The sequence below is a fragment of the Dyadobacter sp. HNCC25DJ187 genome (assembly GCF_056895255.1).
Genome location: NZ_JBXHAT010000003.1, coordinates 274,553 through 296,720, shown reverse-complemented (window position 1 = coordinate 296,720; position 22,168 = coordinate 274,553). Strand labels below are relative to the sequence as shown.

General features: G+C 42.1%; 14 protein-coding genes. 7 read left to right on the top strand and 7 right to left on the bottom strand.

Annotated elements, in window-relative coordinates:
• Window positions 1–34: 34 nt before the first annotated feature.
• Window positions 35–1,495 carry a TonB-dependent receptor gene (locus tag AC1XUE_RS22510; protein WP_483358265.1) on the bottom strand — a complete coding sequence of 487 codons (1,461 nt, stop codon included), beginning with the start codon at window positions 1,493–1,495 and terminating at the stop codon, window positions 35–37.
• A gap of 143 nt (window positions 1,496–1,638) precedes the next feature.
• Between AC1XUE_RS22510 and AC1XUE_RS22505 the strand changes: the two genes are divergently transcribed.
• The gene (locus AC1XUE_RS22505) at window positions 1,639–2,043 is read left to right on the top strand and encodes a gamma-glutamylcyclotransferase family protein (RefSeq protein ID WP_483358264.1); all 405 of its coding nucleotides are present in this window, start codon (window positions 1,639–1,641) and stop codon (window positions 2,041–2,043) included.
• Window positions 2,044–2,045: 2 nt separating this feature from the next.
• Here the strand turns inward: AC1XUE_RS22505 and AC1XUE_RS22500 are convergent, their stop codons facing one another.
• The gene (locus AC1XUE_RS22500; RefSeq protein WP_483358263.1) at window positions 2,046–2,378 is read right to left on the bottom strand and encodes a hypothetical protein; all 333 of its coding nucleotides are present in this window, start codon (window positions 2,376–2,378) and stop codon (window positions 2,046–2,048) included.
• A 16-nt stretch (window positions 2,379–2,394) separates the two neighbouring features.
• On the bottom strand, window positions 2,395–3,171 hold the full coding sequence (locus AC1XUE_RS22495; RefSeq protein WP_483358262.1) for a type III pantothenate kinase: 777 nt from the start codon (window positions 3,169–3,171) through the stop codon (window positions 2,395–2,397).
• A 171-nt stretch (window positions 3,172–3,342) separates the two neighbouring features.
• Here AC1XUE_RS22495 and lacZ point away from each other — a divergent pair, with 171 nt between their 5' ends.
• Together lacZ and AC1XUE_RS22485 are read left to right on the top strand one after the other, a co-directional pair.
• Complete coding sequence (gene lacZ / locus AC1XUE_RS22490; RefSeq protein WP_483358261.1) at window positions 3,343–6,705, top strand: beta-galactosidase, LacZ type; 3,363 nt, start codon at window positions 3,343–3,345, stop codon at window positions 6,703–6,705.
• A 153-nt stretch (window positions 6,706–6,858) separates the two neighbouring features.
• Window positions 6,859–7,935 carry an acyltransferase family protein gene (locus tag AC1XUE_RS22485; RefSeq protein WP_483358260.1) on the top strand — a complete coding sequence of 359 codons (1,077 nt, stop codon included), beginning with the start codon at window positions 6,859–6,861 and terminating at the stop codon, window positions 7,933–7,935.
• Between the two features lie 10 nt (window positions 7,936–7,945).
• Here the strand turns inward: AC1XUE_RS22485 and AC1XUE_RS22480 are convergent, their stop codons facing one another.
• From AC1XUE_RS22480 to AC1XUE_RS22465, 4 genes are all read right to left on the bottom strand, one after another.
• Window positions 7,946–9,403, bottom strand: coding sequence for a glycoside hydrolase family 30 protein (locus tag AC1XUE_RS22480; RefSeq protein ID WP_483358259.1), 1,458 nt, complete (start codon window positions 9,401–9,403; stop codon window positions 7,946–7,948).
• Window positions 9,404–9,473: 70 nt separating this feature from the next.
• Window positions 9,474–10,940: a RagB/SusD family nutrient uptake outer membrane protein gene (locus tag AC1XUE_RS22475; RefSeq protein WP_483358258.1), complete on the bottom strand. Its 1,467-nt coding sequence runs from the start codon at window positions 10,938–10,940 to the stop codon at window positions 9,474–9,476.
• Window positions 10,941–10,952: 12 nt separating this feature from the next.
• Entirely contained in the window at window positions 10,953–13,919 is a 2,967-nt protein-coding gene (locus AC1XUE_RS22470; protein WP_483358257.1) for a SusC/RagA family TonB-linked outer membrane protein, read from the bottom strand.
• Window positions 13,920–14,220: 301 nt separating this feature from the next.
• A complete protein-coding gene (locus AC1XUE_RS22465) occupies window positions 14,221–16,155 on the bottom strand; it encodes a 7TM diverse intracellular signaling domain-containing protein (RefSeq protein WP_483358256.1) in 1,935 nt (644 codons plus the stop codon).
• Window positions 16,156–16,373: 218 nt separating this feature from the next.
• On the opposite strand from AC1XUE_RS22465, the gene AC1XUE_RS22460 reads away from it, so the two are divergent.
• From AC1XUE_RS22460 to AC1XUE_RS22445, 4 genes are all read left to right on the top strand, one after another.
• Window positions 16,374–18,185: an ABC transporter ATP-binding protein gene (locus AC1XUE_RS22460; protein WP_483358425.1), complete on the top strand. Its 1,812-nt coding sequence runs from the start codon at window positions 16,374–16,376 to the stop codon at window positions 18,183–18,185.
• On the top strand, window positions 18,185–19,999 hold the full coding sequence (locus AC1XUE_RS22455) for a MutS family DNA mismatch repair protein (RefSeq protein WP_483358255.1): 1,815 nt from the start codon (window positions 18,185–18,187) through the stop codon (window positions 19,997–19,999). The genes AC1XUE_RS22460 and AC1XUE_RS22455 overlap by 1 nt, the downstream gene beginning before the upstream one ends.
• A gap of 279 nt (window positions 20,000–20,278) precedes the next feature.
• Complete coding sequence (gene rseP, locus AC1XUE_RS22450; protein ID WP_483358424.1) at window positions 20,279–21,580, top strand: RIP metalloprotease RseP; 1,302 nt, start codon at window positions 20,279–20,281, stop codon at window positions 21,578–21,580.
• Between the two features lie 6 nt (window positions 21,581–21,586).
• The gene (locus AC1XUE_RS22445) at window positions 21,587–22,153 is read left to right on the top strand and encodes a DUF6702 family protein (RefSeq protein ID WP_483358254.1); all 567 of its coding nucleotides are present in this window, start codon (window positions 21,587–21,589) and stop codon (window positions 22,151–22,153) included.
• The last annotated feature ends 15 nt before the right edge of the window (window positions 22,154–22,168 follow it).

The following is a 22,168-nucleotide window of genomic DNA, read 5'->3' as shown; positions in this document are numbered from 1 at the left end:
CCGGTTTTGATAAAAATCAGAGACAAACTTTTATTTATAAATTTCCTACTGCCTGATGTATCTGTTTGACAGTATCCAGATAATTATCTTCAGACGGCAAACCGAAGAGTAACTTTTCTTTAATCATCTTCGCTACATTTTCAGGAACGAGTTGATCCCAACCCGGTTCTCCGCGTTTGATTTTATCAAGCACACTGTCGGTTGTAATGTGCATGTGTTCCTTATTGAAGTTTCTGATATCTTCTATCTTATCATTCACAACCAAATATTGAAACAGCGGTCGCAGGTGATCAGGTACCACAAAATTTTCGCAACTGTATACCGAGCCATCTGCCTGAAGTGTTGGATAAATAAACAGTTTCACTTTGCGGCTGAATAGGGTGGCAAATGATTCCAGAATACCTCCCGGCAAAAACTCGTAATGCTTCTCTTCGAAAATATCCTGTAAACTTGGACTACCCAGCAACAAACCAACTTTTAGCTTGGTGAGTCGTGAAAGATAAGCCATCAGACGGAAATACTCATGGTGATTTGAGATCATTACCATGTGCCCCAAAGAACAGAGAATATCTACACGATCCAGAAAGTCCTTTTCATCAATGACACGGTCACCTGCTTTCAGGTTATGCAAAGTCAGCTCCGAGATCAGTACAACTTTTGATTCATCTACATCCGGTTCAGCAAGAAACTGACGCTGACCATTTGAAATCAAATCAATATGAACATTGGTAATGGGACGTAACCGTCCGCGCATCATCAGAATATGCTTTTTATATAAAGCTTCAGATGGTTGAAGAACACCTCCGTCACTTCCGAAAAGTGCAGCATCTGTGAAACCATTTTTAACAAGACGCAGACTCATCAGACGGTTATCTACCTTCACAAAGTCCGGCCCGCTAAAACGCACCATATCAATCTCAATACGTTCTGTTGTGAGATCATCCATCAATGATAGTAGCAACGTTTCCGGCGATTTATAATAATAAAAGCAACCGTACATCAGATTCACTCCGATAATGCCCAGCGCCTGTTGCTGCAGCAGGTTTTCATTGTCACGCATCCGAACGTGGATCACTACATAGTTGGTAGGTCCGCCGGGCGTTAGTTGGAATTGAAGACCAATCCAGCCATGCGATTCGTTGGTTTTCTGAAAGTTAAGCGCAACTACAGTATTGGCAAATGCAAAAAACTGACTTTCTGTGCCTCTCTTTTCTGAGAGCCGCTTTTCTACCAGGTTATATTCCCTGTTGAGCATTTTCATCAACCTGGACTCTACTACATATCTGCCACCTTCTTCAATACCGTAAATGGCATCACTGAATGTCATATCATAAGCCGACATGGTTTTTGCAACCGTGCCTGAAGCTCCACCTGCCTTGAAGAAATAAGCTGCCGTCTCCTGTCCTGCACCAATTTCAGCAAAAGAGCCGTAAATGCGACGATCCAGATTGATTTTTAAGGCTTTTTGCTTTGTCCCGAGATTTTTATCGTACATAATTGTATCGTAAGATGAAGAGCATTATGTGTAAATATAGGAAAAATACCAATTTTAATCCTATCAGAGTAGGACAGATTATATAGTAGAATAGAAAAATTCTATAATACAAATTTAAATAAAAGCATCAATCCATTTCTGTTATGACTGAAACCTGTGATCATCTGTTCGTTTATGGTACACTAATGCAAGGATTCACCAACGATTTTTCAAGAAAGCTGTATCGATTTTCTACCTGGGAAGGTAACGGATCATTTCCCGGAATGTTATATGCTGTGAGCTGGTATCCAGGTGCGCTGTATCTGCCGGCTGCATCGACAAGCGTATATGGCGAAGTTTACAGACTCCCTACTGAATCGGATTTGCTCGCCGAACTAGACGAATATGAAGACATTACCGAAGATAAGAGTCAGAGTCTTTATCTCCGTGTCATAGTTCCGGTATTAATGAAAAATAATATGATAATTCCTTGCTGGACTTACCTTTATAATCAGTCCGTAGAGAACTTGAAAGAAATTAAAAGCGGCGACTTCAGAAATCCTGTTTAGTATTACTTTACGATAACCGGCGCCTGATCCGGAACTATATATTGATTGATGTGTTCCCTATTCCACTCAATCAATTTATCATTAGTGAATTTGAGCTTGTACTCTTCCGAGCTGTCACTTTTATAAGCTAGTACTTCCGTTGGGTTTCCTTTTTCATCCTTGGAAGAGGATGAGATCATGTATTTTTGGCCTAAAATACCGATGACTTCACTTTTGGTCATACCGATATTGACCTGTTTGATCCTTTCATTCGTATGATAAGCAATGTTATGTGTTACACAGCCTGACAACAAAACGGATACATATAAAACAGAAAGTCCTTTTTTTATTTTCATAGCTTTTGCGATAGGGCTAAACATGATTTCCTTGTATTTTCTCTCCGATAATCCTCAAACCATCCAACGTGAGTTGCGTATCGATTTCGATAAATTCGTTCTGCAAAGTTTCAATAATAGATGAAAGCCCCCCTGTTGCTACAGCAATACATTCACCCCCCAATTCAGCACGTATACGCTGAATAAGCGATTTAACCAAACCTTCATATCCCAATAATATTCCAGCCTGGATTGCTTCGGTTGTATTCTTCCCGATTGCGGAAGCAGGAAGCTTTAAGGGCACTTCCGGCAACTGAGCTGTATCCGTAAACAACGCTCTCACCGCAGTGGCAAGTCCTGGTAGAATAGCGACACCTAGAATCTGTCCCTGTGCTGATACGGTTGTAAAAGTCAATGCTGTACCGAAGTCCACCACGACACAGTTCTGTTGATAGCGCGACATCACCGCCACAGCATTTGCAATAAGATCTGCACCAATTTCGTGGGGATGATCAATGGCGATACTCAGATCCGGAAAAATGCCCGGACCTACTGTAATAATCGCATCTCCAAACAATGATCTCAGCATCTTTTGAATAATCGGTGTCATTGCGGGAACAACACTGCTCAAAACTACCGTTTCAACATCTCCGAACCATAACCCGGCCTCCAGAAAATGAAGCCTCAGCCTTGATTCATAGTACGTTTCATTTTCCTGAGTTTGCGAGCGCATGCGCCATACATTACTCCAGGTACCCGAATCATAAAGTCCGAAAACGGTGTCAGTATTTCCGACGTCAACAGCTAACAGCATAAGTAAGATTTAAATCACGTGAACAAATTAAAGCATTATGGAAATAAAACTTCATTTGTACGTCCTATTTCAGGCAGTTTATTTTGATTATACCTAATTTTGAGAGTCGAACATTTTCTAGTTGCAATAAACTATTTTTCAAGACCAGCTCGTCTCTTCCCATATAAAAATATGATTTTCCCTACGTTCTTTACACGTATATCATTTGCTTTCCTTTTCTTATTGATCTCACTGGAATTTGCCTTTTCACAAGCAATTCCCGAATGGCAGGATCCGGGAATTGTGAAAGTGAATACCGAAAGAGTTCACGCCGATTTCATTCCGTATCCGGATGAAAAGAGCGCAATACTCAGAGGACAAAAATCCCCGTTTGTTACATCATTGAACGGTACATGGAAGTTTAAATGGGCGTCACATCCTTCCAAAGCAATGTCTGGCTTTTACAATCCTTCGGTAAATACAGCTTCATGGGACGATATACCTGTTCCCTCTCACTGGCAGGTAGTAGCCGCACGTGAAGGCCTCCCATACGATAAACCCGTATTTTCGAATATCAAATATCCATTTCCTGCTACCCCTCCCAAAATTTCTGCTGATACCAATTCAGTTGGTATGTATCGGACGACTTTTACATTGTCTGATGACATCGCAGACAAATCGATTTTTATTCATTTTGGAGGTGTTGCATCTGCATGTTACGTATGGCTCAATGGAGAGGCGATCGGCTATCACGAAGATAGTATGACACCTTTTGAGTTTAATATTACTGATGATGTTAGAACAGGTGTTAATCATTTAGCAGTACAGGTCATCAACTGGTCTGATGGCAGCTACCTGGAAGATCAGGATTTCTGGCGCTTAGCCGGCATTTTCAGGGATGTTAATTTACTGGTTCGATCTCAGGCAATTATTACGGATGTAAGTATCAACACAATTCTTGATGAACGATACGAACACGCGACGCTGAAAGTAGCAGCATTTATCAAAAACTTCCGTACGCCGCCGTTACAGGCCCATCAGATGTTATTTTCACTGTACGATGCCAAGGGTAATGTAGCAGCGAATCCTGTCAGTCAATCGGTATATGATCTTGATGGTTTTCAGGAAAAGTCCTTTCGTATTGAAATGCCGGTAGAAAACCCTTTAAAATGGAGTGCTGAAACGCCCAATTTATATAAACTTACTGTTCAGCTGCTCACTCCGGATGGTATAACCGTAGAGGCTATAAGCCAGCAGGTTGGCTTTCGTTCGATAAAAACTAAGGGTGGACAGCTTCTGATCAATGGGAAAGCTGTGACGATCAAGGGAGTGAACAGACATGAATTTGATCCGGAAACCGGACGTGTCATCAGCAGGGAATCCATGATCAGAGATATCAAACTGATGAAACAACATAACATCAATGCAGTCCGTACTTCTCACTATCCCAATGTATCGGAATGGTATCACCTCTGCGATGAATATGGTATTTATGTGATGGATGAAGCCAATATTGAAAGTCACGGACTCTGGCAGCAAAACATCATACTGGCTGACAAACCCGAATGGCGTACCGCATTTATAGAAAGAGGAAAGGCCATGCTCGACCGGGATAAAAACCATCCCTCTGTGATCATCTGGTCGCTGGGAAATGAATCAGGAATGGGTGAAAACTTCACTGCCATGGCAGATTATTTACGTCTTGCAGATCCTGACCGCCCTATTCACTATGAAGGAAGAAAAAACTATAAGCCTAATAGCTTGAATCATTTCGATATTATTTCGGTGATGTATCCATCAACCAGTGATATGATAGATTTGGTACGTCAGGATAAAACACGCCCACTTATCATCTGTGAATATGCACATGGAATGGGCAATAGCATCGGGAATCTGAAAGAATACTGGGATGTCATTGAAAGATATCCCACCATGCAAGGCGGATTCATCTGGGATTGGGTGGACCAGGGTCTAAAATTAAAAAGACAGGATGGAAGCCATTACTGGGAGTTTTACAATCGGATTGATGGCGCTGACGCAGGTGACGGATTGGTAAATCCTGATCGTGTTCTGCAACCGGAAATCAATGAAGTCAAAAAAATCTATCAACATGTCCGTTTTGAGATGCCGGATACATTGCGGCAAGGCCAAAAAACGGTGCTGATCAGAAATAATTATGATTTTACATCTTTAAACAAGTTTGACCTGAACTGGTCGGTTCAGGAAAACGGCCAAATTATTTCAAAAGGAAATGTTACCAACCTGAATGCATTACCAAGGCAAACCCAGCAAATCACTATACCTTACGAATTGCCAGCCTCTACAGCAGCTGGCAACGAGTATTTTCTTAATCTGAGTCTGGTTCTGAAGACAGAACAAACCTGGGCGTCCAAAGGTCACGAAGTTGCATGGCAACAGACACCCATAGCTGTTGCTACACCATTAAAACCCATGCTCTCGCTGACCGAAAATACAGCCTTGCGCATCACCCAGCTCAACGCCAGCAGACTGATGATCACCGGACAATTTTTCTCAGTGACGTTTGATAAACGGGAAGGCAGAATGGTATCTTTTAAAAATAAAAAAGACGAAATGCTGGAAAAAGGCCTGTTTCCAAATTTCTGGCGGGTGCCAACCAACAATGATGAAGGTGGAGGAGAACAAAGTTTTGCTTCGATCTGGCGTAAAGCTGGTCTGGATAGTCTGAAATTATTGTCCTGCGATATAAAAACAGAACGGATTAACTCGCACGCAACACGGGTGATAATGAGCCAGATACTTGGCGCACAGCTTAGCAGGATTCAGGTAAATACGACTTACACGGTATACGCAACCGGCGATATACATGTACACAACACTTTTTCCCCAACCGAAGACTGGCCACTTGTTGCTAAAATGGGTATGCAATTTCAAATGCCATCCTCTTACAGCAAGTTGCAGTGGTTTGGTAAAGGACCCTTTGAAACTTATGCAGACAGAAAGACCTCAGCCAGAACCGGCATATATGCCGGGGAAGTTGCCGCACAGCATTTCCCGTACATATATCCACAGGAAAACGGAAATAAAACTGATGTGCGATATGCTGTAATTACCAATGCTGAGGGGGCGGGCCTGCTGGCGATCAGTGATTCTCTTTTCAATGTGAATGTTCATGACTATACCGACGAATCGCTACAACGTGCCAAAACTCCGAAAGCACTATTGGAACGGGGGAATGTGACGGTTGTTAATCTGGATCTGGCTCAGATGGGCCTGGGTGGAGATAACAGCTGGTCGCCAAGCGTACATGAGAGTTACAGAATTAAGCCGAAAGGGTACTCCTATTCTTTTAGATTGAAAGCCATTGACAAAACAACTAACGTGGCTGAAGCCCTTCGTACTACTCTGCCATATCCATATAGACCTGGCACATCCATGGGTATAGAAAGTACAGTCGAAAACGTAGAAGTTGACCGCGAAGAGGAATTTGCTGAAGAGCCGGAAGTAGAGAAACCTGTAGTAAGAAAAAAGGTGGTCAGAAAAAAAGCGCCGGTAAGAAAAAGGCGAAAAAGATGACTCGTATACGTTTTTTCAAGTAACTGCCTGATACATAACACAAAAATGACGCTTTAAACTTTTGAATTTCATAAGATATTATTAGATTTGACAACATAATAATCGTATCTGCTTCACAAAGCAAGTCGATAAGTTTGACACACTACTATACTTATGAAAAATCGTCTACTCGAACTTGACGCTATAAGAGGTATGGCCGCATTGGCTGTAGTTCTATTCCATTTCACCATTAACCGAAATGCCTCGGATCTTGGATGGCAATTTAGTTATGGAGTTACCGGAGTAGATATATTCTTTATGATCAGCGGATTTGTCATATTCCTGACTATAGATACCAAAACCAGTCACTGGAAATACTTTGTGCGAAGCCGCTTTTCCAGACTTTACCCCACCTACTGGGCATGTGTTCTACTCACTGCCACCTTCATTCTTATCTACGAGCCAGGTTCCTTTAAGCTTTCAAATGTATTCGCGAACCTGACCATGTTCCCTATATATTTTGGCATAGAAAATCTAGATGGATCTTACTGGACTTTGCTGGTTGAGCTTATTTTTTACATCTGGATATTGATGGTTTTTCTGAGTGGAAGGTTACAAAATATTATTACCATCGGCTTATTCTGTGTTGCTGCGATCGTGACATTTCATTTTTTTGCAAACTACTACCAGGGTATGTATGATTTCACTCTGCGTAAGATACAGTTGATCAACCACTTTCCACTATTCTTATCAGGTATTGTCTTTTTTAAGATTAAATTCGAATCCTGGAAACCTGGCTACATTGCTACATGTGTTATATGTATACTGGCGTCTGTTTATTTACATGATAAAGGCGGAATGACCATGCATTTTATAGGACAGGCTGAACATGCCTTGGTGATTATCTTGTATCATATCATTTTCACCCTTTTTGTTTTTGGCAAGCTCACTTTCCTCAATATTAAACCATTACTTTTCTTAGGTAAAATATCTTACAGTCTTTATCTGCTACACCAGTATATTGGTATCCAATTGATAGAAACATTTAAAAGCTTTGGGATGAATGTATATGCAGCCATTCTTTTCTGTATTGCAATCTGTATAGGTATCGCCTGGATTATCACTAAGTATATTGAAATCCCTGCTGTTAGCTTGATTCGGACGCAATCCCGGCAAAAAGATATTATTCATGAATTATCAAAAGAAGAGCCTGCCTTGCAGATAAGCAAAACAGGCTATAATTTTCAATAGAAAATATATTCTATTTCCAGACAATTGAAGCCACCGAATTCGGCTCAATTGTATAGTTATAGCTTTTTGTACTATCAGCTACGGAAATTTTTTGACTTTCAGAGCTTTGATTTAACACAACCAGTACTTTGCTGCCATCTGTATTCAGGAATGCTACACTTTCCAGCTTGCTGGTAGATGTGAATTTGTCAGATTGAACCCTGAATGCACCAGGCTTTACAAATTTCGACATATGCGCAAGGGTGTAATACTCTACGTTTTTAGTAACTGTGCCATTTGCGGATATCGTTACAACACCTCTGCAATTGTCACAGCCTTTATTTTTCGGACCATCGTTGTCATCTAAGGCCAAGTTCCACAGCAGTGCATTTTTCGACCAGTTATTGGTGGTCCCTATAAAAATGTTAGACATATTCCATTTTAGATTGTCAGAAAAATTGGTAGCCCAACGTCCTCCTGATATCTCAGTAAAATAAAGTCCCTTGTCAGGAAATTTATCGTGCACCTCGCTCATCGCTGATACACTGCCCCCGTATGCATGAAAAGCAGATCCGGTAACGAAGGAATTGGTTTTAGCATCACTCAATATCGTAATGGGATAATCGGGACGATCCCAATTGTGATCGTAAAGTAAAATTTTAGCTTTGATTGCATTTGCATTGAAAAGCGGACCAAGATGATCTCTGATAAAAACATTCTGTGCCGCTGCATCCATATTCATGGATGGATACGCCGCCTCATGTAAAGGCTCATTTTGAACGGAAATGGCATCAATAGGTATTCCTTCCTTCTTGTATGCATCCAGATATTTCACAAAATACTTGGCAAACGACGGGTACCATTCCGGTTTGAGATTACCACCTGCCAGCTTCCCATTGGATTTCATCCAGGCGGGAGCCGACCAGGGCGTAGCCATAATACGTATTTCTGGCTGTAACTTTAAAATCTCCTTAAGCATCGGAACAAGATCATCCTGATCTTTCGCGATTGAAAACTTTGCCAGCTCCGGATCCGTTTGCCCTGCCGCCAGATCATTGTATGTGAAGTCTTCTAATGAAAAATCGGATGCTCCCATTGTTACCCGTAAATAGCTGATGCCTATACCTTCTTTTACATCAAACAAATCTTTCAAAAGTGCTTCGCGTTGATCAGCACCCATTTTCTTGCTAAGAAGGTATGCAGACGAACCGGTGAGGGCAGCGCCAAAACCTTCTATTTCCTGCAATTTTGTATTGAAGTCAATTTTGATCTGATTGGCAGATGCACCCGCATTATTACCATTGATAATACTGACAGGATTGTCTTGTTGTAACAGCTTAGCCTGCGAACCGTTCGTAACCCAGACGGTCGCTTTATCTCCGTTATCTGTGATGGGTTGTTGTGTAGCCTCATCCGGCGTATTTGCTGAGCATGCCTGGACCAGTATGCTTAAACATAATCCGGAAAGCCATGTTAATTTTCTCATCATGTCAATTTAAAATGAATGGGCGCATTGGTTTTACATGATGTGTGAAACCAATGCGCCCAAGTAGATGTAGTTAATATCCCTGATTTTGTACAAGGCTGGCATTTTTATCCATTTCTACCTGAGGAATAGGTAAAAGCAGTTTAGCTTCGTTCAGACTGTAGTTTAGGCTGTTTCCATTCCCGTCTTTTACAGCCTGCATTACTGGGATTGCACGTCCGGTTCTCACCAGATCAAACCAGCGATGCCCTTCAAAAGCAAGTTCCAGACGACGTTCTTTTTCTATAGCAAGGCGTAAAGAAGCCTGATCTGCCGAAGTATTAGCAGGTAACTTAGCGCGGGTACGGACCTGATTTAATACCGTTTTCGCACCAGCCAAATCGCCGGTTTCATTCAGTGCTTCTGCTTTTAAAAGCAAGACATCCGCAAAGCGATACATAATGATATTTTGAGAAGCATCTGTTTTACGCATTTTATACGCGAACGGGAAGTTAGTCAGCGGCCAGTATCTGTCAGACCATTTCCCGGTAACATTTGCAGTAAAAATGGTGGAGGCCTTGCGGACTACATCCTTTTCGTCATCGTAGGCTTTTACCAGATCATTAGAAGGAGTATTGAATTTCTTCCAGTCTGTTCCATAAAACATCGAAGATCCCCAGTTACCACCAGTTGCCCAGTCAGTAAAATTCAGTTCAAAAATAGCTTCAGCACTATTTTCATGATTTCCATCCCAGAGTTGCTCAAAATTTGGCAACAAAGAATAACCCAGCGCAATCACGGCATCGGTATTGGTTTTCACTTTCGCCCAATCCTGTTTAGTGGCATGTACCTTCGCCAACAGCGTATACACAGCTCCCGGCGTTACGGTCATTTTATTAGGCCCTGATTTCGGAACTGTTGTAGCTGCCTCATCCAGATCTTTGATGATCTGAGCGTATACTTCGTCCGAAGACGTTCTGGAAGGAAAAAGCTGATCATAAATCTCTTCAATATTGGAAGACGTTATGGTTGGCAATTCATCCACAACCAAGGGAACATTCCCATACAGACGTACCAGGTCAAAGTATGCTCTTGCTCTCATGAATTTCGCCTCTCCCACCATCTGTGCTTTCCGTTCAGCAGTAAGCGCCGTATCAGTCACTTTCAGCACATTGTTGATAATAGCATTTGCACTGGCAATATGGTTGTAGAGATAACTCCAGTCGCGTGCAGCTACTGCATTGGTAGAAAGAATCCTGAATTCATCTACTTCAAACCACGCAGCGTTGTCTGCACCGGCATAGGAGTTGTCGGACCGGCCATCGCCCATGATGAAGTAATCCATGACATAATACTCTGCAGATCCATTCCGGAAAATAGCATAAGCGCCTGCAAGTGCTGATTCGGCTGTGGCTGCGTTCGTAATAGAAGAGCCGGCAGTACCTGTACCATCGTTGCCAACTACAGTTTGAGATATGGGCTGAAGGTCGAGCTGATCCTGGCAGGAAGGCAGGATAGTAGCAGACCCCAATAAAATGGCTATATAACTTAATCTTTTCATGAATTCTCTCGATTAAAACTGAACATTGAGACCCAAAATGAATGCGCGTGATATAGGATATGTACCATAGTCTATCCCCAATGTTGCTCCGCTTGAAGTAAATGCATTCACCTCCGGATCAAACCCTTTGTATTTTGTGATCGTGAACAAATTTTGGGCAGTTACATATATGGATGCGCGACTCATTCTGATTTTGCTTGCCCAATCCTTATTCAGGTTGTAGGAGAGCGTTGTACTTTTGAGTCTCAGAAAAGAAGCATCTTCCACAAAACGTGAAGAGATCAGCGAGTTATTGACATTTCCATCCGTAGCACGTGGAATATCGGTAATGTCACCAGGATTTTGCCAACGTCTCAATACTTCCACTGACTGGTTTTTACTGTCATACATACCCTCCGTTTCCAGGCGGGATGCATTAAAAGCTTTATTACCTTGCGATCCCTGGAACAGGAACGACAGACTGAAATCCTTATAAGTAAGGTTGTTGTTCATCCCATACGTAAATTTCGGCTGCGCAGATCCTAATATCGTACGATCCTGAGGTGTAAATTCACCGTCGCCGTTCACATCACGATACATGATATCTCCGGTTTCCGGATTCACGCCATCTGAAATATATCCGTAGAAGGTTCCCAAGGAAGCGCCTTCCTGTAGAATAATAATCTGGTCACTTCTCCCTTCTACATCTGCATAGCGGTACACTTTGCTGAGCTGCAGTTCTGTGATTTTATTACGGTTGAAAGCAATATTAAAATCAGTTGTCCACTGAAAATCATTCTTATCAAAATTGACTGTGGATAACACCATCTCTAACCCTTTATTTTCAAGTTTACCGGAGTTACGTGGTATGTAGCTGTAACCTGTTGTATTAGGAAGCGGTACGTTCAGCAACAGATCATTCGTCTTTTTCAGATAGGCATCCAATGCAACTGTAATTTTACCCTGTAACATACTCACATCTAATCCAATGTTCGTCTGCGTGGTCGTCTCCCATCTCAAGTCCGGATTTGGAGCATATGAAGGGCGGGTTACCGCTGGTCCTGATGGCGGATTTGTCGGAGTACGACGCGTGTAGCTGTTCAGACCGTAAGATGCATAATTCGACAAGCCTTCCTGATTACCATTTTGTCCCCAGCCCCCACGCAGTTTCAAGTCATTAATAAACTTTACGTCCTCCATAAACGGTTCTGCAGAAATACGCCATCCGGCAGATACCGATGGAAAGAAACCCCATTGATTTCCTCGGGCCAGTTTAGAAGACCCATCTGCACGAAAGTTGGCAGTGATCAGATATTTGCTGTCGAAGTTATACATCAATCGTCCCAGATAGGAATTCAGGAACCACTCCGACTGCTCTGTATAGGCGTTTGTGATTTCGTTAGCTGCATTGATTGTTTTGACAATACCGTCTGCCGGGAAATCGCGCCCTGCTATATAGGAATTATTCCAGTTATTTTTCTGAACCGTTGTTCCTGCTAATGCCGACAAATTGTGTTTCGACCAGCTCTTTTCATAGTTTACGGTATTTTCCCACAGGTAAGTAAAAGAGTTGCTTCTCGTCGCATTGGCAAAACCATGCGTGCTGCCTTCACTTCCCCATCCTTCTGTTGTTCTGTAGGGATCCAGGTAGTAGTCATTAGAGTGATTCATATAATCAACCCCGAAATTGGATCGAATAAAGAGCCCTTTTGCCAGCGTAATGTCACCAATGACATTACCAAAAATACGATTGTCTTTTGTGCCTTGTGTAGGGCCGTACATCGCAGCAAACGGATTATCCCAACCTGCTTTCAAAGGATTTGTAGTAAAAATGGTTCCTCTGACAGGATGTTCTGTGTAAATACCCATCGTTGGCGGAGCACCAAGCGCACCAAGAACCACCGCATTACGCCCTGCGTTGCTATTGTCTTTCACATCGCGGATTGAGGCATTGGCATAGCTGAAGTTCGTGGTAAGTTTGAACCAGCTTTTAATCTGATTATCCAGATTGGCTCTGAAAGTATAACGTTTGTAACTCGCGGGCTTAATGATCCCGTCATCTTTAGTGATAGCACCGGAAACAAAATATTTGTTTTTGTCTGTACCACCTGAGAAAGACAATTGATAGTTCTGGTTATGTCCGGTAGTGAATACTTCTTTATTCCAATCTGTTGTTTCACTGCCCACAGTTACATTATTGCCCATATCGTTCATTAAATCGGCGTACTGCTGGGGATTGAGCACATCGATTTTCTTAGCAACGTTTGCGATACCATAATAAGCCCCGAAGCTTACCTGCGACTGATTCGCCTTACCTCTCTTTGTGGTAATGATTACAACCCCGTTGGATGCTCGTGCTCCATAAATAGCAGCAGACGACGCATCTTTCAATACCTGCATACTTTCGATATCATTCACATTCAGATCCCGGGTATCCATTGTAGGAACTCCGTCAATCACATACAATGGCTCATTACCGGCTTGTACCGACGTAGCTCCACGTACCCGAATAGACAACGCAGCACCTGGCTTACCTGATGGCTGCGTCACCTGCACCCCTGCAGCTTTTCCCTGAAGTGCCTGAGCAGCCTGAAGAATAGGACGCTCTTCAATATCTTTCGTATTGACCGAAGCGATGGATGTTGTCACGTCACCTCTCTTTTGAGTTCCGTATCCGATCACCACCACTTCATCCAGGCTCCGTTGATCTGCGGTAAGCGTGGCATTGATCTCTGTCTGATTACCGACTGTCACTTCCTGCGATCCGTAGCCGATAAATGAGAACACCAAAACAGCCTGACTACTCGGTACAGTTAAAGAGTAGTTCCCATCTACATCCGCTACCGTGCCGGCCTGCGATCCTTTTACCACAACACTCGCTCCGGGAAGTGCCTGATTCTGCTGATCTTTAATAATGCCCTTTACAACGACATCCTGCGCATGCACGAAGCTGGTTATCACGAAAAGCATGGCAATAAAAAACGTAACTCGCTTTCCCATAAATTGTTAGATTAATAATGGTAATTTATTCTATAAAATCTAGGATATTTCCATGCAGCAAATTTCACCTGGTTTTAGTTATTTTGCAAATAAAATTTAATACAAATTACTGATAAACAGATAGTTGTATAAATAATGATACGGTTTAACACCGTAGCTATTTCTAGCCAACACGACTGATATACAAGCGCTAAGATGGCAGATAGTTAGTGAAGCAACAGAAGTACTGATACGGATCGCAGCCGCCTATAATCAAACTAAAAAAAGAAATAATTCAACCTAAGATGAACAGAAAGCGCATCTATTCTTTAGCAACCGGTTCGACGGAATGATCCAGGATGAGTTTACTCCACCCTTCTGCGTTCTTCAATGAAGCCAGCTCCTTCTTCCTGTCCTGCATCACTTTTTTGATTCGACTTGCATAAGCCCAGCAAGTACTCTGGCGAATAGACAGAATTTCAGAGAGCTTGTGAGATGAAATTTTCCCCTTGGTGGTATAGATTAAAAATACCATATAGAATGCCTTATTAATGGGAATCCGGGTATTTTGAAAAATGGTATGTGCAATCACTGATTCGTCATAATCACATCTCGCGCAACGGCGGCTATAGGAACTATGTCCATGAAAAAAATGATCATGCCCGCATTTACGGCATTCGAAGCTGGAGGCTCCCCATTTTATACCACTCAGGAATTTAAAACAACTGTCGTTATCGGGATAAATTTTACTGAATTCTTCAAAATCCACTTCCGCAGACATCACCCTGGCTCTTGTAACCTTCACTACATTGGTTTGCAGCTCCTCATTATCATGAGCCAGCAATGCATTCATTTGCTCTATTTCTTCCTTTTGCTGTTTGAGCAGCAGGTTCATTTCTGTTAATTCTCTATTCTTTTCTTCTATAATCACCGACTTCTCAAATACCTCCTTTGTCCTGTCTTTCACCTGGGATTCCAGCTTCGTATTCAATGAATCTTTCAGTTTTTCGGTAAGCGTCATTTGTCTGATCATTTCCCGTTGTGCTCTGTCTTTTTTCTTTTTCAGAATCCGTACCTTATCACCAATCGCGAACGAAAGGAATATCATTTCCAGAACAAAACATATACTGAGGCTATAGTATGTAATTACACCGAAATTAATACCCTCCACATGGAGCATCAGTAATAGTTTGTGAATAAACCCCAGTGATAAAAAAGCATATCCTAAAACAAAGAATCGTGCAGGACGATACCCTTGTCTGTAAATATAAATCCCTGAATAAAAAGCTACTGCCAGCGGAACCAGTTCGAGGAACTTATAGCTGAACCAATCTTTATTAAAAAGAAGACAAACAATAAATAAAATTGTTCGAGCCACCATCACCATCACAATGAACTTGTCGAGTTTTGGTGCTTTCCGACGTGTATATAAAAGTGCTCTGGTGAACTGAAGTGCAAAAATACTGACGCCAAACAGCGCAATTCCGTAGGCATACTGATTCCACTGAGGGGCATTAGGCCATAAGTACTGATAGGCCACTCCATCAATACACATTTCAAAAAGTCCGACGCTCAGATTATACAGCACATAGTACAGATACTGAAGCTGTCGAACGGCAATAAACATCATCAGATTGTAAAAACTGAAGACCAGTACCATTCCATAGAAAATACCGAAAATAAAGTATTCATCCAGCGCATACTGTATAAAACGGCCTGCAGAGCGAAGCACAACGATCACATCCGCTCGCTGGTGTGACTTAATACGCAAATAATAGGTTCCTGAATAGGCTTCCTGATTAGCAATATTAACCTCAAAATTTTTGTGCATGTATTCCCGCTGACTGAAGGGATACCGGTCACCGGTTACACGCTTTTCATAGTTTCCATCTTTATCCGGCAGGTAAATGGTGATGTCATCAATGGTTTGGTCAAAAAATTCAAGTATCCAGTTTTTCGAACTTTCAGGATTATGAGCAATCCGTATTTTATACCAGTACACCGAGCCCAGATTGTAGTTCTGTGGAGTACTCTTGGATAGCGATTGAAAGGTATACACCCCTGCTTCCGATTTTACATCTTCAAAACGGTAGTTGCCGGACTTGTCTTCCAGGTATTCGATCTCTCTGCCTGTAAAAATATGCTGATCTACCGCGTCTTGAATAGCGATTACGGGCTGACCATTTACACTATACGGTAGCCCAATCAGTGATACGAATACAATCAATTTATAAAGGAGGTACTTTCGTCTATTCATTGCGATACATCTGGTGACTCGATAAGAAACAGAGCCTGTGGATAGATCATACTAACAACTATATTATCCTTTTACGTTTCAATTGACTCTACCGTACATCCCATTCCTTAATGAACTTGACAATATTTACGTATTTTTGACATGTTAAACCCAGCGCTGTGTAAATCAATAGCTTGAAAATTCAGCTGCTGGCATATTCCTCAAGAAGACTGCTTAAAATGGCTGATAGTGAGATTAACCTGGAGACTAAATCTCCTTTTGCAATAAAGAAAATAAGTTGGGACGGATTAAAAATTACCATTAAATTATTCCGGTATATACTTCCTTACAAAGGATTATTTGCTGCCGGAATGCTCTTTTTGATTTTATCCACAGCTACTTCACTGGCTTTTCCTAAGCTGGTTGGGAATATTATTGAAGTCATTGAGGGAAAATCCCTGTACAGCATCAACCAGGTAACTGCACTACTGTTCGTCATACTCATTTTACAGGCTGTATTCTCCTATTTCAGGATATATCTGTTTACGCTGGTCAGCGAAAAATCAATGCTCAATATCCGTAGTGATGTTTTTAGCAGAATCGTGACGCTTCCTATTAAGTACCTGGAACAAAAGCGTGTAGGAGAACTTACCAGTAGGATTACTTCAGATATTTCACAACTTCAGGGTTTGCTGTCATTTACCATCGCTGAGCTTTTCAGGCAGATCGCCACCCTGATCGTCGGAGTTGGGATTTTATTTTATACTTCCTGGAAGCTAACGCTGTTTATGCTTGCCACTTTTCCGTTTCTGGTCATCGCTTCCGTTTTCTTCGGCAGACACATGCGCCGACTCTCTAAAAGGGCACAAGATGAACTTGCTGCAGCCAATGTGGTAGCTGAAGAGACATTTCAGTCTGTAAATGTTGTGAAGGCTTTTACCAATGAACATCTCGAAATAAACCGATATGTAACCATTCTGAACCGTGTTGTGAATCTCTCATTGTATGCGGCGAAGTTCAGAGGTGGCTTTGCTTCTTTTGTCATTCTGGCTTTGTTTGGAGGTATTGTGGGTGTAGTATGGTTTGGAGCTGGCTTGGTGCAGGGAGGAGAAATGAATCTGGCAGATCTGTTCACATTTATCTTATATACAACCTTTATCGGTGCATCCATCAGTGGAATGGGGGATTTGTACGCACAAATCAACAAAACTGTGGGAGCTTCGGAAAGGCTGTTTGAAATTCTTGAAGAAGATCCTGAAATTCAGTACGAACAAACAGCTCATATGCCTGCTGCTAAAATCGATGGACATATCAGTTATCAGAATGTGCATTTTTCTTATCCGTCCCGCCAGGATCTTCCTGTATTGAAAGGCATCACGTTTGATATTCAGGCAGGAGAAAAAATAGCACTTGTTGGTTACAGCGGTGCAGGAAAATCAACGATTATTCAGCTTTTATTACGCTTTTATGACTATAAATCGGGCCAAATTCTGGTGGACGGCAAACCACTCACGGAATACGGCATTTCAGAAATGCGTAAAAACATTGCTGTAGTTCCGCAGGAAGTCATGCTCTTTGGCGGTACAATCCGGGAAAATATTCTATATGGAAAACCATCCGCTACGCCTGAAGAAGTGTATGATGCTGCACGCAGGGCTCATGCGCTGGAATTTATTGAGTCATTTCCGGAAAAGATGGAAACGATCGTCGGCGAAAGGGGTATAAAATTATCAGGTGGACAAAGGCAACGTATTGCCATTGCAAGAGCCATTCTAAAAGATCCGAAAATTCTCATATTGGACGAAGCAACGAGCTCTCTGGATGCAGAATCTGAAAAACTGGTACAGATCGCTTTGGACGAACTAATGAAAAACAGAACGACCATCGTCATTGCGCATCGTCTTGCTACCATTCGTAAAGTGGATCAGATTTACGTGATCCGCGAAGGACAAATTGCTGAATCCGGTACCCATCAGCAACTTTCCCTTATCGATAACGGACTTTATGCGAGTCTGATTAAACTTCAATTTGAAGCAACTGAAACCCTATAATGAATCAAAAAGAATCTCCTAAGCACATTCCTTCCGATTTTTTTAAAGAGGAAATTGAAAAAGCAGTCCAAGCGGGAAAAATTGCGGGACAGCGTTTTAATACACTGGCCTTCACACGTATTCTTGTATTCCTTGGCGTTATCTCACTCATTTGGATACTTAACAGAACCGGTGAAAACTGGCTGAGCTTTGTTATTGCGATGTTAATTATTGCTTTTTTTGTTCTGATGAAGCAACAACAAGCTGCAAAAAGAGAAAGAGATTTTCAAAAAAACCTGCAGAGCGTTAACGAAGATGAACTGGCAAGACTCAATTTCCAGTTCAAAAGGGCCGACACGGGTGTGCATTATCAGCAAAAAGAACATAGCTACTCCGCCGATATAGATGTTTTTGGTGAGTACTCGCTTTATCGCTTACTCAACCGTACCCGCACTTCTGAGGGAAGTAAGCGTATTGCCAGCTGGCTTAAAAACCATGCTTCTCTTGAAGAAATTCTGATGCGGCAGGAAACCTCAGCTGAATGGAGTAAAAAACCTGAAATACAGCAAAAATGGGAAGCAACGGCCCTCCTTCATGAACATGCAGCACAACAGGTAGGCGCTTTCCGAAGTTGGGTTTCAGAGCAGTTAGCTGATGAATTGAGCACTTCCCTGAAATGGAAATACTGGCCATTATTGACACTGGTTATTGCCATTCTGGCGATGATTAATCTGATTCCTGGCTGGGTTGTACTTGTTAGCCTTGGATGGCATCTGGTGTTACTAAAAAGATTTCAGGCTACTGTACAATCCATTACCAATCGCACCACAGCACTCGGCTTTACACTCACTGCCTATTCAGAACTTCTTTCTCAGGCTGAAACAGCCCCATACCATACCAAATGGTGGAATGAACGTAAAGTACTTATAAAAGGATCATCGAAAGCGATTCAAGAAGCCGGAAATCTTTTCGAAAAGCTTGATTACCGCAATAATGTATTCTTTTCGCTCTTTGTGGGCATCCCTACGCTTTGGGATTTACAGTGCATCGCCAGACTGGAAAAATGGAAAGCCTTACACCATACCCATTTATATAGCTGGCTGGATGTATTAGCCGATACAGAAGCCATGATCAGTTTGTCAGGCCATGCCTTTGCCCATCCTGAATACACCACTCCTACCGTAACCTGGGAGAACGACGTTCGCATTGAGGCAGTTAACATGGGGCATCCGCTTATTCCGAAGGAGAAAAGGATCAGTAATAGTTTTACCATGAAAGGTACCGGTCAAACTGTATTGATAACCGGATCCAATATGTCGGGAAAAAGTACATTTTTACGTACCATCGGTCTTAACATCGTACTGGCACAGGTAGGTTGTGTCGTTTCTGCAGATCGGTTTGCCTGCTCACCTGTGAGGGTTTTCAGCAGTATGCGTACGCAGGATTCCCTGGAAGAAAATACCTCTTCATTTTATGCCGAATTAAAGAGATTACGACAGCTCATTCAGATGGCCGAAGAAAATAATCAGACTCCCGTATTTTATATGCTTGATGAAATCCTGAAAGGAACCAACTCAGCCGACAGACATCGCGGTGCTGAGGCGCTCATCCGGCAATTACACCCGAAAAATGCTTCAGGCCTGGTCTCTACACATGACCTTGAACTGGGCCAGTGGGGAGCCGAAAAGGATTACGTTCAAAACTTCCATTTCCGTTCCGACGTTGAAGATGGCAAGCTGCACTTTGATTATAAACTTCATGAAGGAATATGTAAAAGTTTCAATGCCTCAGAACTCATGAAAATGATGGGGATTGATATGGAACCGGAAAAGTAATCAAATAAGATCGTCTGGCCATGGTAACATGCGACAATCAGAAGCAAACCGAATGATATCCGTGGTTTTACGTAACTTTACCAGCTATAATTACGTTTGATCGATTACTGAATCATTCGTACGCATAAAACGGGAGTGAATTAATACCTTTAACAAAATTATAAATAACGCTTACAAAAAATCTGAATGATACTAATGATGGCGGGACAGTTCGTATTGGGATTGTCACTTTTGGAAGGATTACAAAGTTGGTGGCCGGGTGCCCTTGAAGTTTTAGTTATGGCCGGACAGCTCATTCTGGGGTTGTCAATTCTGGTAGGTTTGCATGAATGGGGTCACATGGCAGCCGCAAAAATGTTTGGAATGAGGGTTGAGAAGTTTTACATAGGGTTTCCTCCCAAAATATTCAGTATACAAAAAGGTGAAACAGAATACGGTATCGGAGCTATACCGTTAGGCGGATTTGTCAAAATATCAGGAATGATTGATGAATCGATGGACACCGCCGCTATGACGTCAGAGCCACAGCCCTGGGAATTTCGCTCGAAACCAGCCTGGCAACGTCTCATTGTGATGCTTGGCGGTATTATCGTCAATGTAATTGTCGGTATTTTCATCTTCGTCGTGATGGCATATAATGAGGGCGAACAAATATTGTCACGCGAAGAGCTGAACAAATACGGTGTCGTTGCGAGCCCGCTTGCACAGGAAATAGGCCTGAAAACCGGAGATAAAATTGTTAGAGTCAACAACAAATCATATGAAGACTTCCGGGCAATTATAAGCCCTGAAGTGCTTATGGGATCCAACAGTTCTTACACTGTTGACAGGAACGGGGAAGAAGTACAGATTGATATTCCTAACAATCTAATTGAGACCTTGTCTGAACGCGATGAAAAGGGGACATTTCTGGTTCCTCGTACTCCATTCAAGATTGCGGATATTGCACCCGGATCCAACGCAGATAAGGCTGGCTTAAAAGCTAACGATAAAATCATTGCTGTGGATGGAACAAATATTCAGCTTTTCGACGAACTCCAGACCAGTTTACAAAAACTGAAAGGAAAAACTTCTACCATTACTGTACAGAGAGGTGCTGAACAAAAAACATTCAAAGTGGATGTAACGCCTGACGGCACCATCGGATTCGCATCTCAACCCTTGCTGAACTTTACGATCATTGAGTATACCTTGCCGGAAGCGATAGCGGAGGGAACCAAGGAAGCATTTGGTGTGGTATATACCAACATTAAAGGGTTTGGTAAAATCTTCCGCGGGGAAGTTTCTGCTTCCAAGGCACTAAGCGGACCTATTGGTATTGCACGTATGTTCGGAGGTATATGGGACTGGCATAAATTCTGGCGCTTAACGGGGCTTTTGTCTATGGTTCTTGCATTTATGAATGCGTTGCCTATTCCTGCTCTTGACGGTGGCCATGCGGTAATTCTGACCTATGAAATTATTTCCGGACGTAAACCTTCTGATGTTTTCCTCGAAAATGCACAGAAAGTAGGAATGGTATTACTGCTAGGACTGATGGCATTTGCGATTTTCAATGATGTTTGGAAAGTGATTTTTTAAAATAGCATGAGGCACAAAGAAAAGAAGGAAGGATATAAAGGAACCGGTTTTAAGACTGGTTACTTTTCTCCTTCCTTCTTTCGTGCGATGCAGATGCCAATGCTGATCGTTACTGTATTTTTATTCTTCTCAGCAATTCAGCCGCACGACTATCACGTAAGCGTCACGCAGATGCAGTACAATTCTGCATCCAAGGTATTTGAATTAAGTGTCAGAATCTTCACAGATGACCTGGAAAAAGCGCTGGGAGCTACCAATGGCAACAGACGCTTTACTGTTAAAGATGGTGATGCAAATGATACATTTGTTTCATCCTACATATCCAAAAACCTGTTATTATCCAATGCCCGACAAGAAATGGCTCAACTCCAATACATAGGAAAACAACAGGAAGACGACGCGACATGGATATATATCGAAATTCCTATTCAGTTACCGGTCAAAGGATATAAACTACAGAACAGCATATTGACTGAAACATTTGACGATCAGGTAAATATGGTTAATATCACAACACCCGCCGGAAAAAAAACGTATATGTATAAGAAGTCACAACTTGTACATATCCTATAAATACTTAAATTACAA

Excerpts from the sequence above, each read along its gene's own strand:
- AC1XUE_RS22510 (WP_483358265.1), bottom strand. The coding sequence starts at position 1,495 with ATGTACGATAAAAATCTCGGGACAAAGCAAAAAGCCTTAAAAATCAAT.
- AC1XUE_RS22505 (WP_483358264.1), top strand. The coding sequence starts at position 1,639 with ATGACTGAAACCTGTGATCATCTGTTCGTTTATGGTACACTAATGCAA.
- AC1XUE_RS22500 (WP_483358263.1), bottom strand. The coding sequence starts at position 2,378 with ATGAAAATAAAAAAAGGACTTTCTGTTTTATATGTATCCGTTTTGTTG.
- AC1XUE_RS22495 (WP_483358262.1), bottom strand. The coding sequence starts at position 3,171 with ATGCTGTTAGCTGTTGACGTCGGAAATACTGACACCGTTTTCGGACTT.
- lacZ (WP_483358261.1), top strand. The coding sequence starts at position 3,343 with ATGATTTTCCCTACGTTCTTTACACGTATATCATTTGCTTTCCTTTTC.
- AC1XUE_RS22485 (WP_483358260.1), top strand. The coding sequence starts at position 6,859 with ATGAAAAATCGTCTACTCGAACTTGACGCTATAAGAGGTATGGCCGCA.
- AC1XUE_RS22480 (WP_483358259.1), bottom strand. The coding sequence starts at position 9,403 with ATGATGAGAAAATTAACATGGCTTTCCGGATTATGTTTAAGCATACTG.
- AC1XUE_RS22475 (WP_483358258.1), bottom strand. The coding sequence starts at position 10,940 with ATGAAAAGATTAAGTTATATAGCCATTTTATTGGGGTCTGCTACTATC.
- AC1XUE_RS22470 (WP_483358257.1), bottom strand. The coding sequence starts at position 13,919 with ATGGGAAAGCGAGTTACGTTTTTTATTGCCATGCTTTTCGTGATAACC.
- AC1XUE_RS22465 (WP_483358256.1), bottom strand. The coding sequence starts at position 16,155 with ATGAATAGACGAAAGTACCTCCTTTATAAATTGATTGTATTCGTATCA.
- AC1XUE_RS22460 (WP_483358425.1), top strand. The coding sequence starts at position 16,374 with ATGGCTGATAGTGAGATTAACCTGGAGACTAAATCTCCTTTTGCAATA.
- AC1XUE_RS22455 (WP_483358255.1), top strand. The coding sequence starts at position 18,185 with ATGAATCAAAAAGAATCTCCTAAGCACATTCCTTCCGATTTTTTTAAA.
- rseP (WP_483358424.1), top strand. The coding sequence starts at position 20,279 with ATGGCCGGACAGCTCATTCTGGGGTTGTCAATTCTGGTAGGTTTGCAT.
- AC1XUE_RS22445 (WP_483358254.1), top strand. The coding sequence starts at position 21,587 with ATGAGGCACAAAGAAAAGAAGGAAGGATATAAAGGAACCGGTTTTAAG.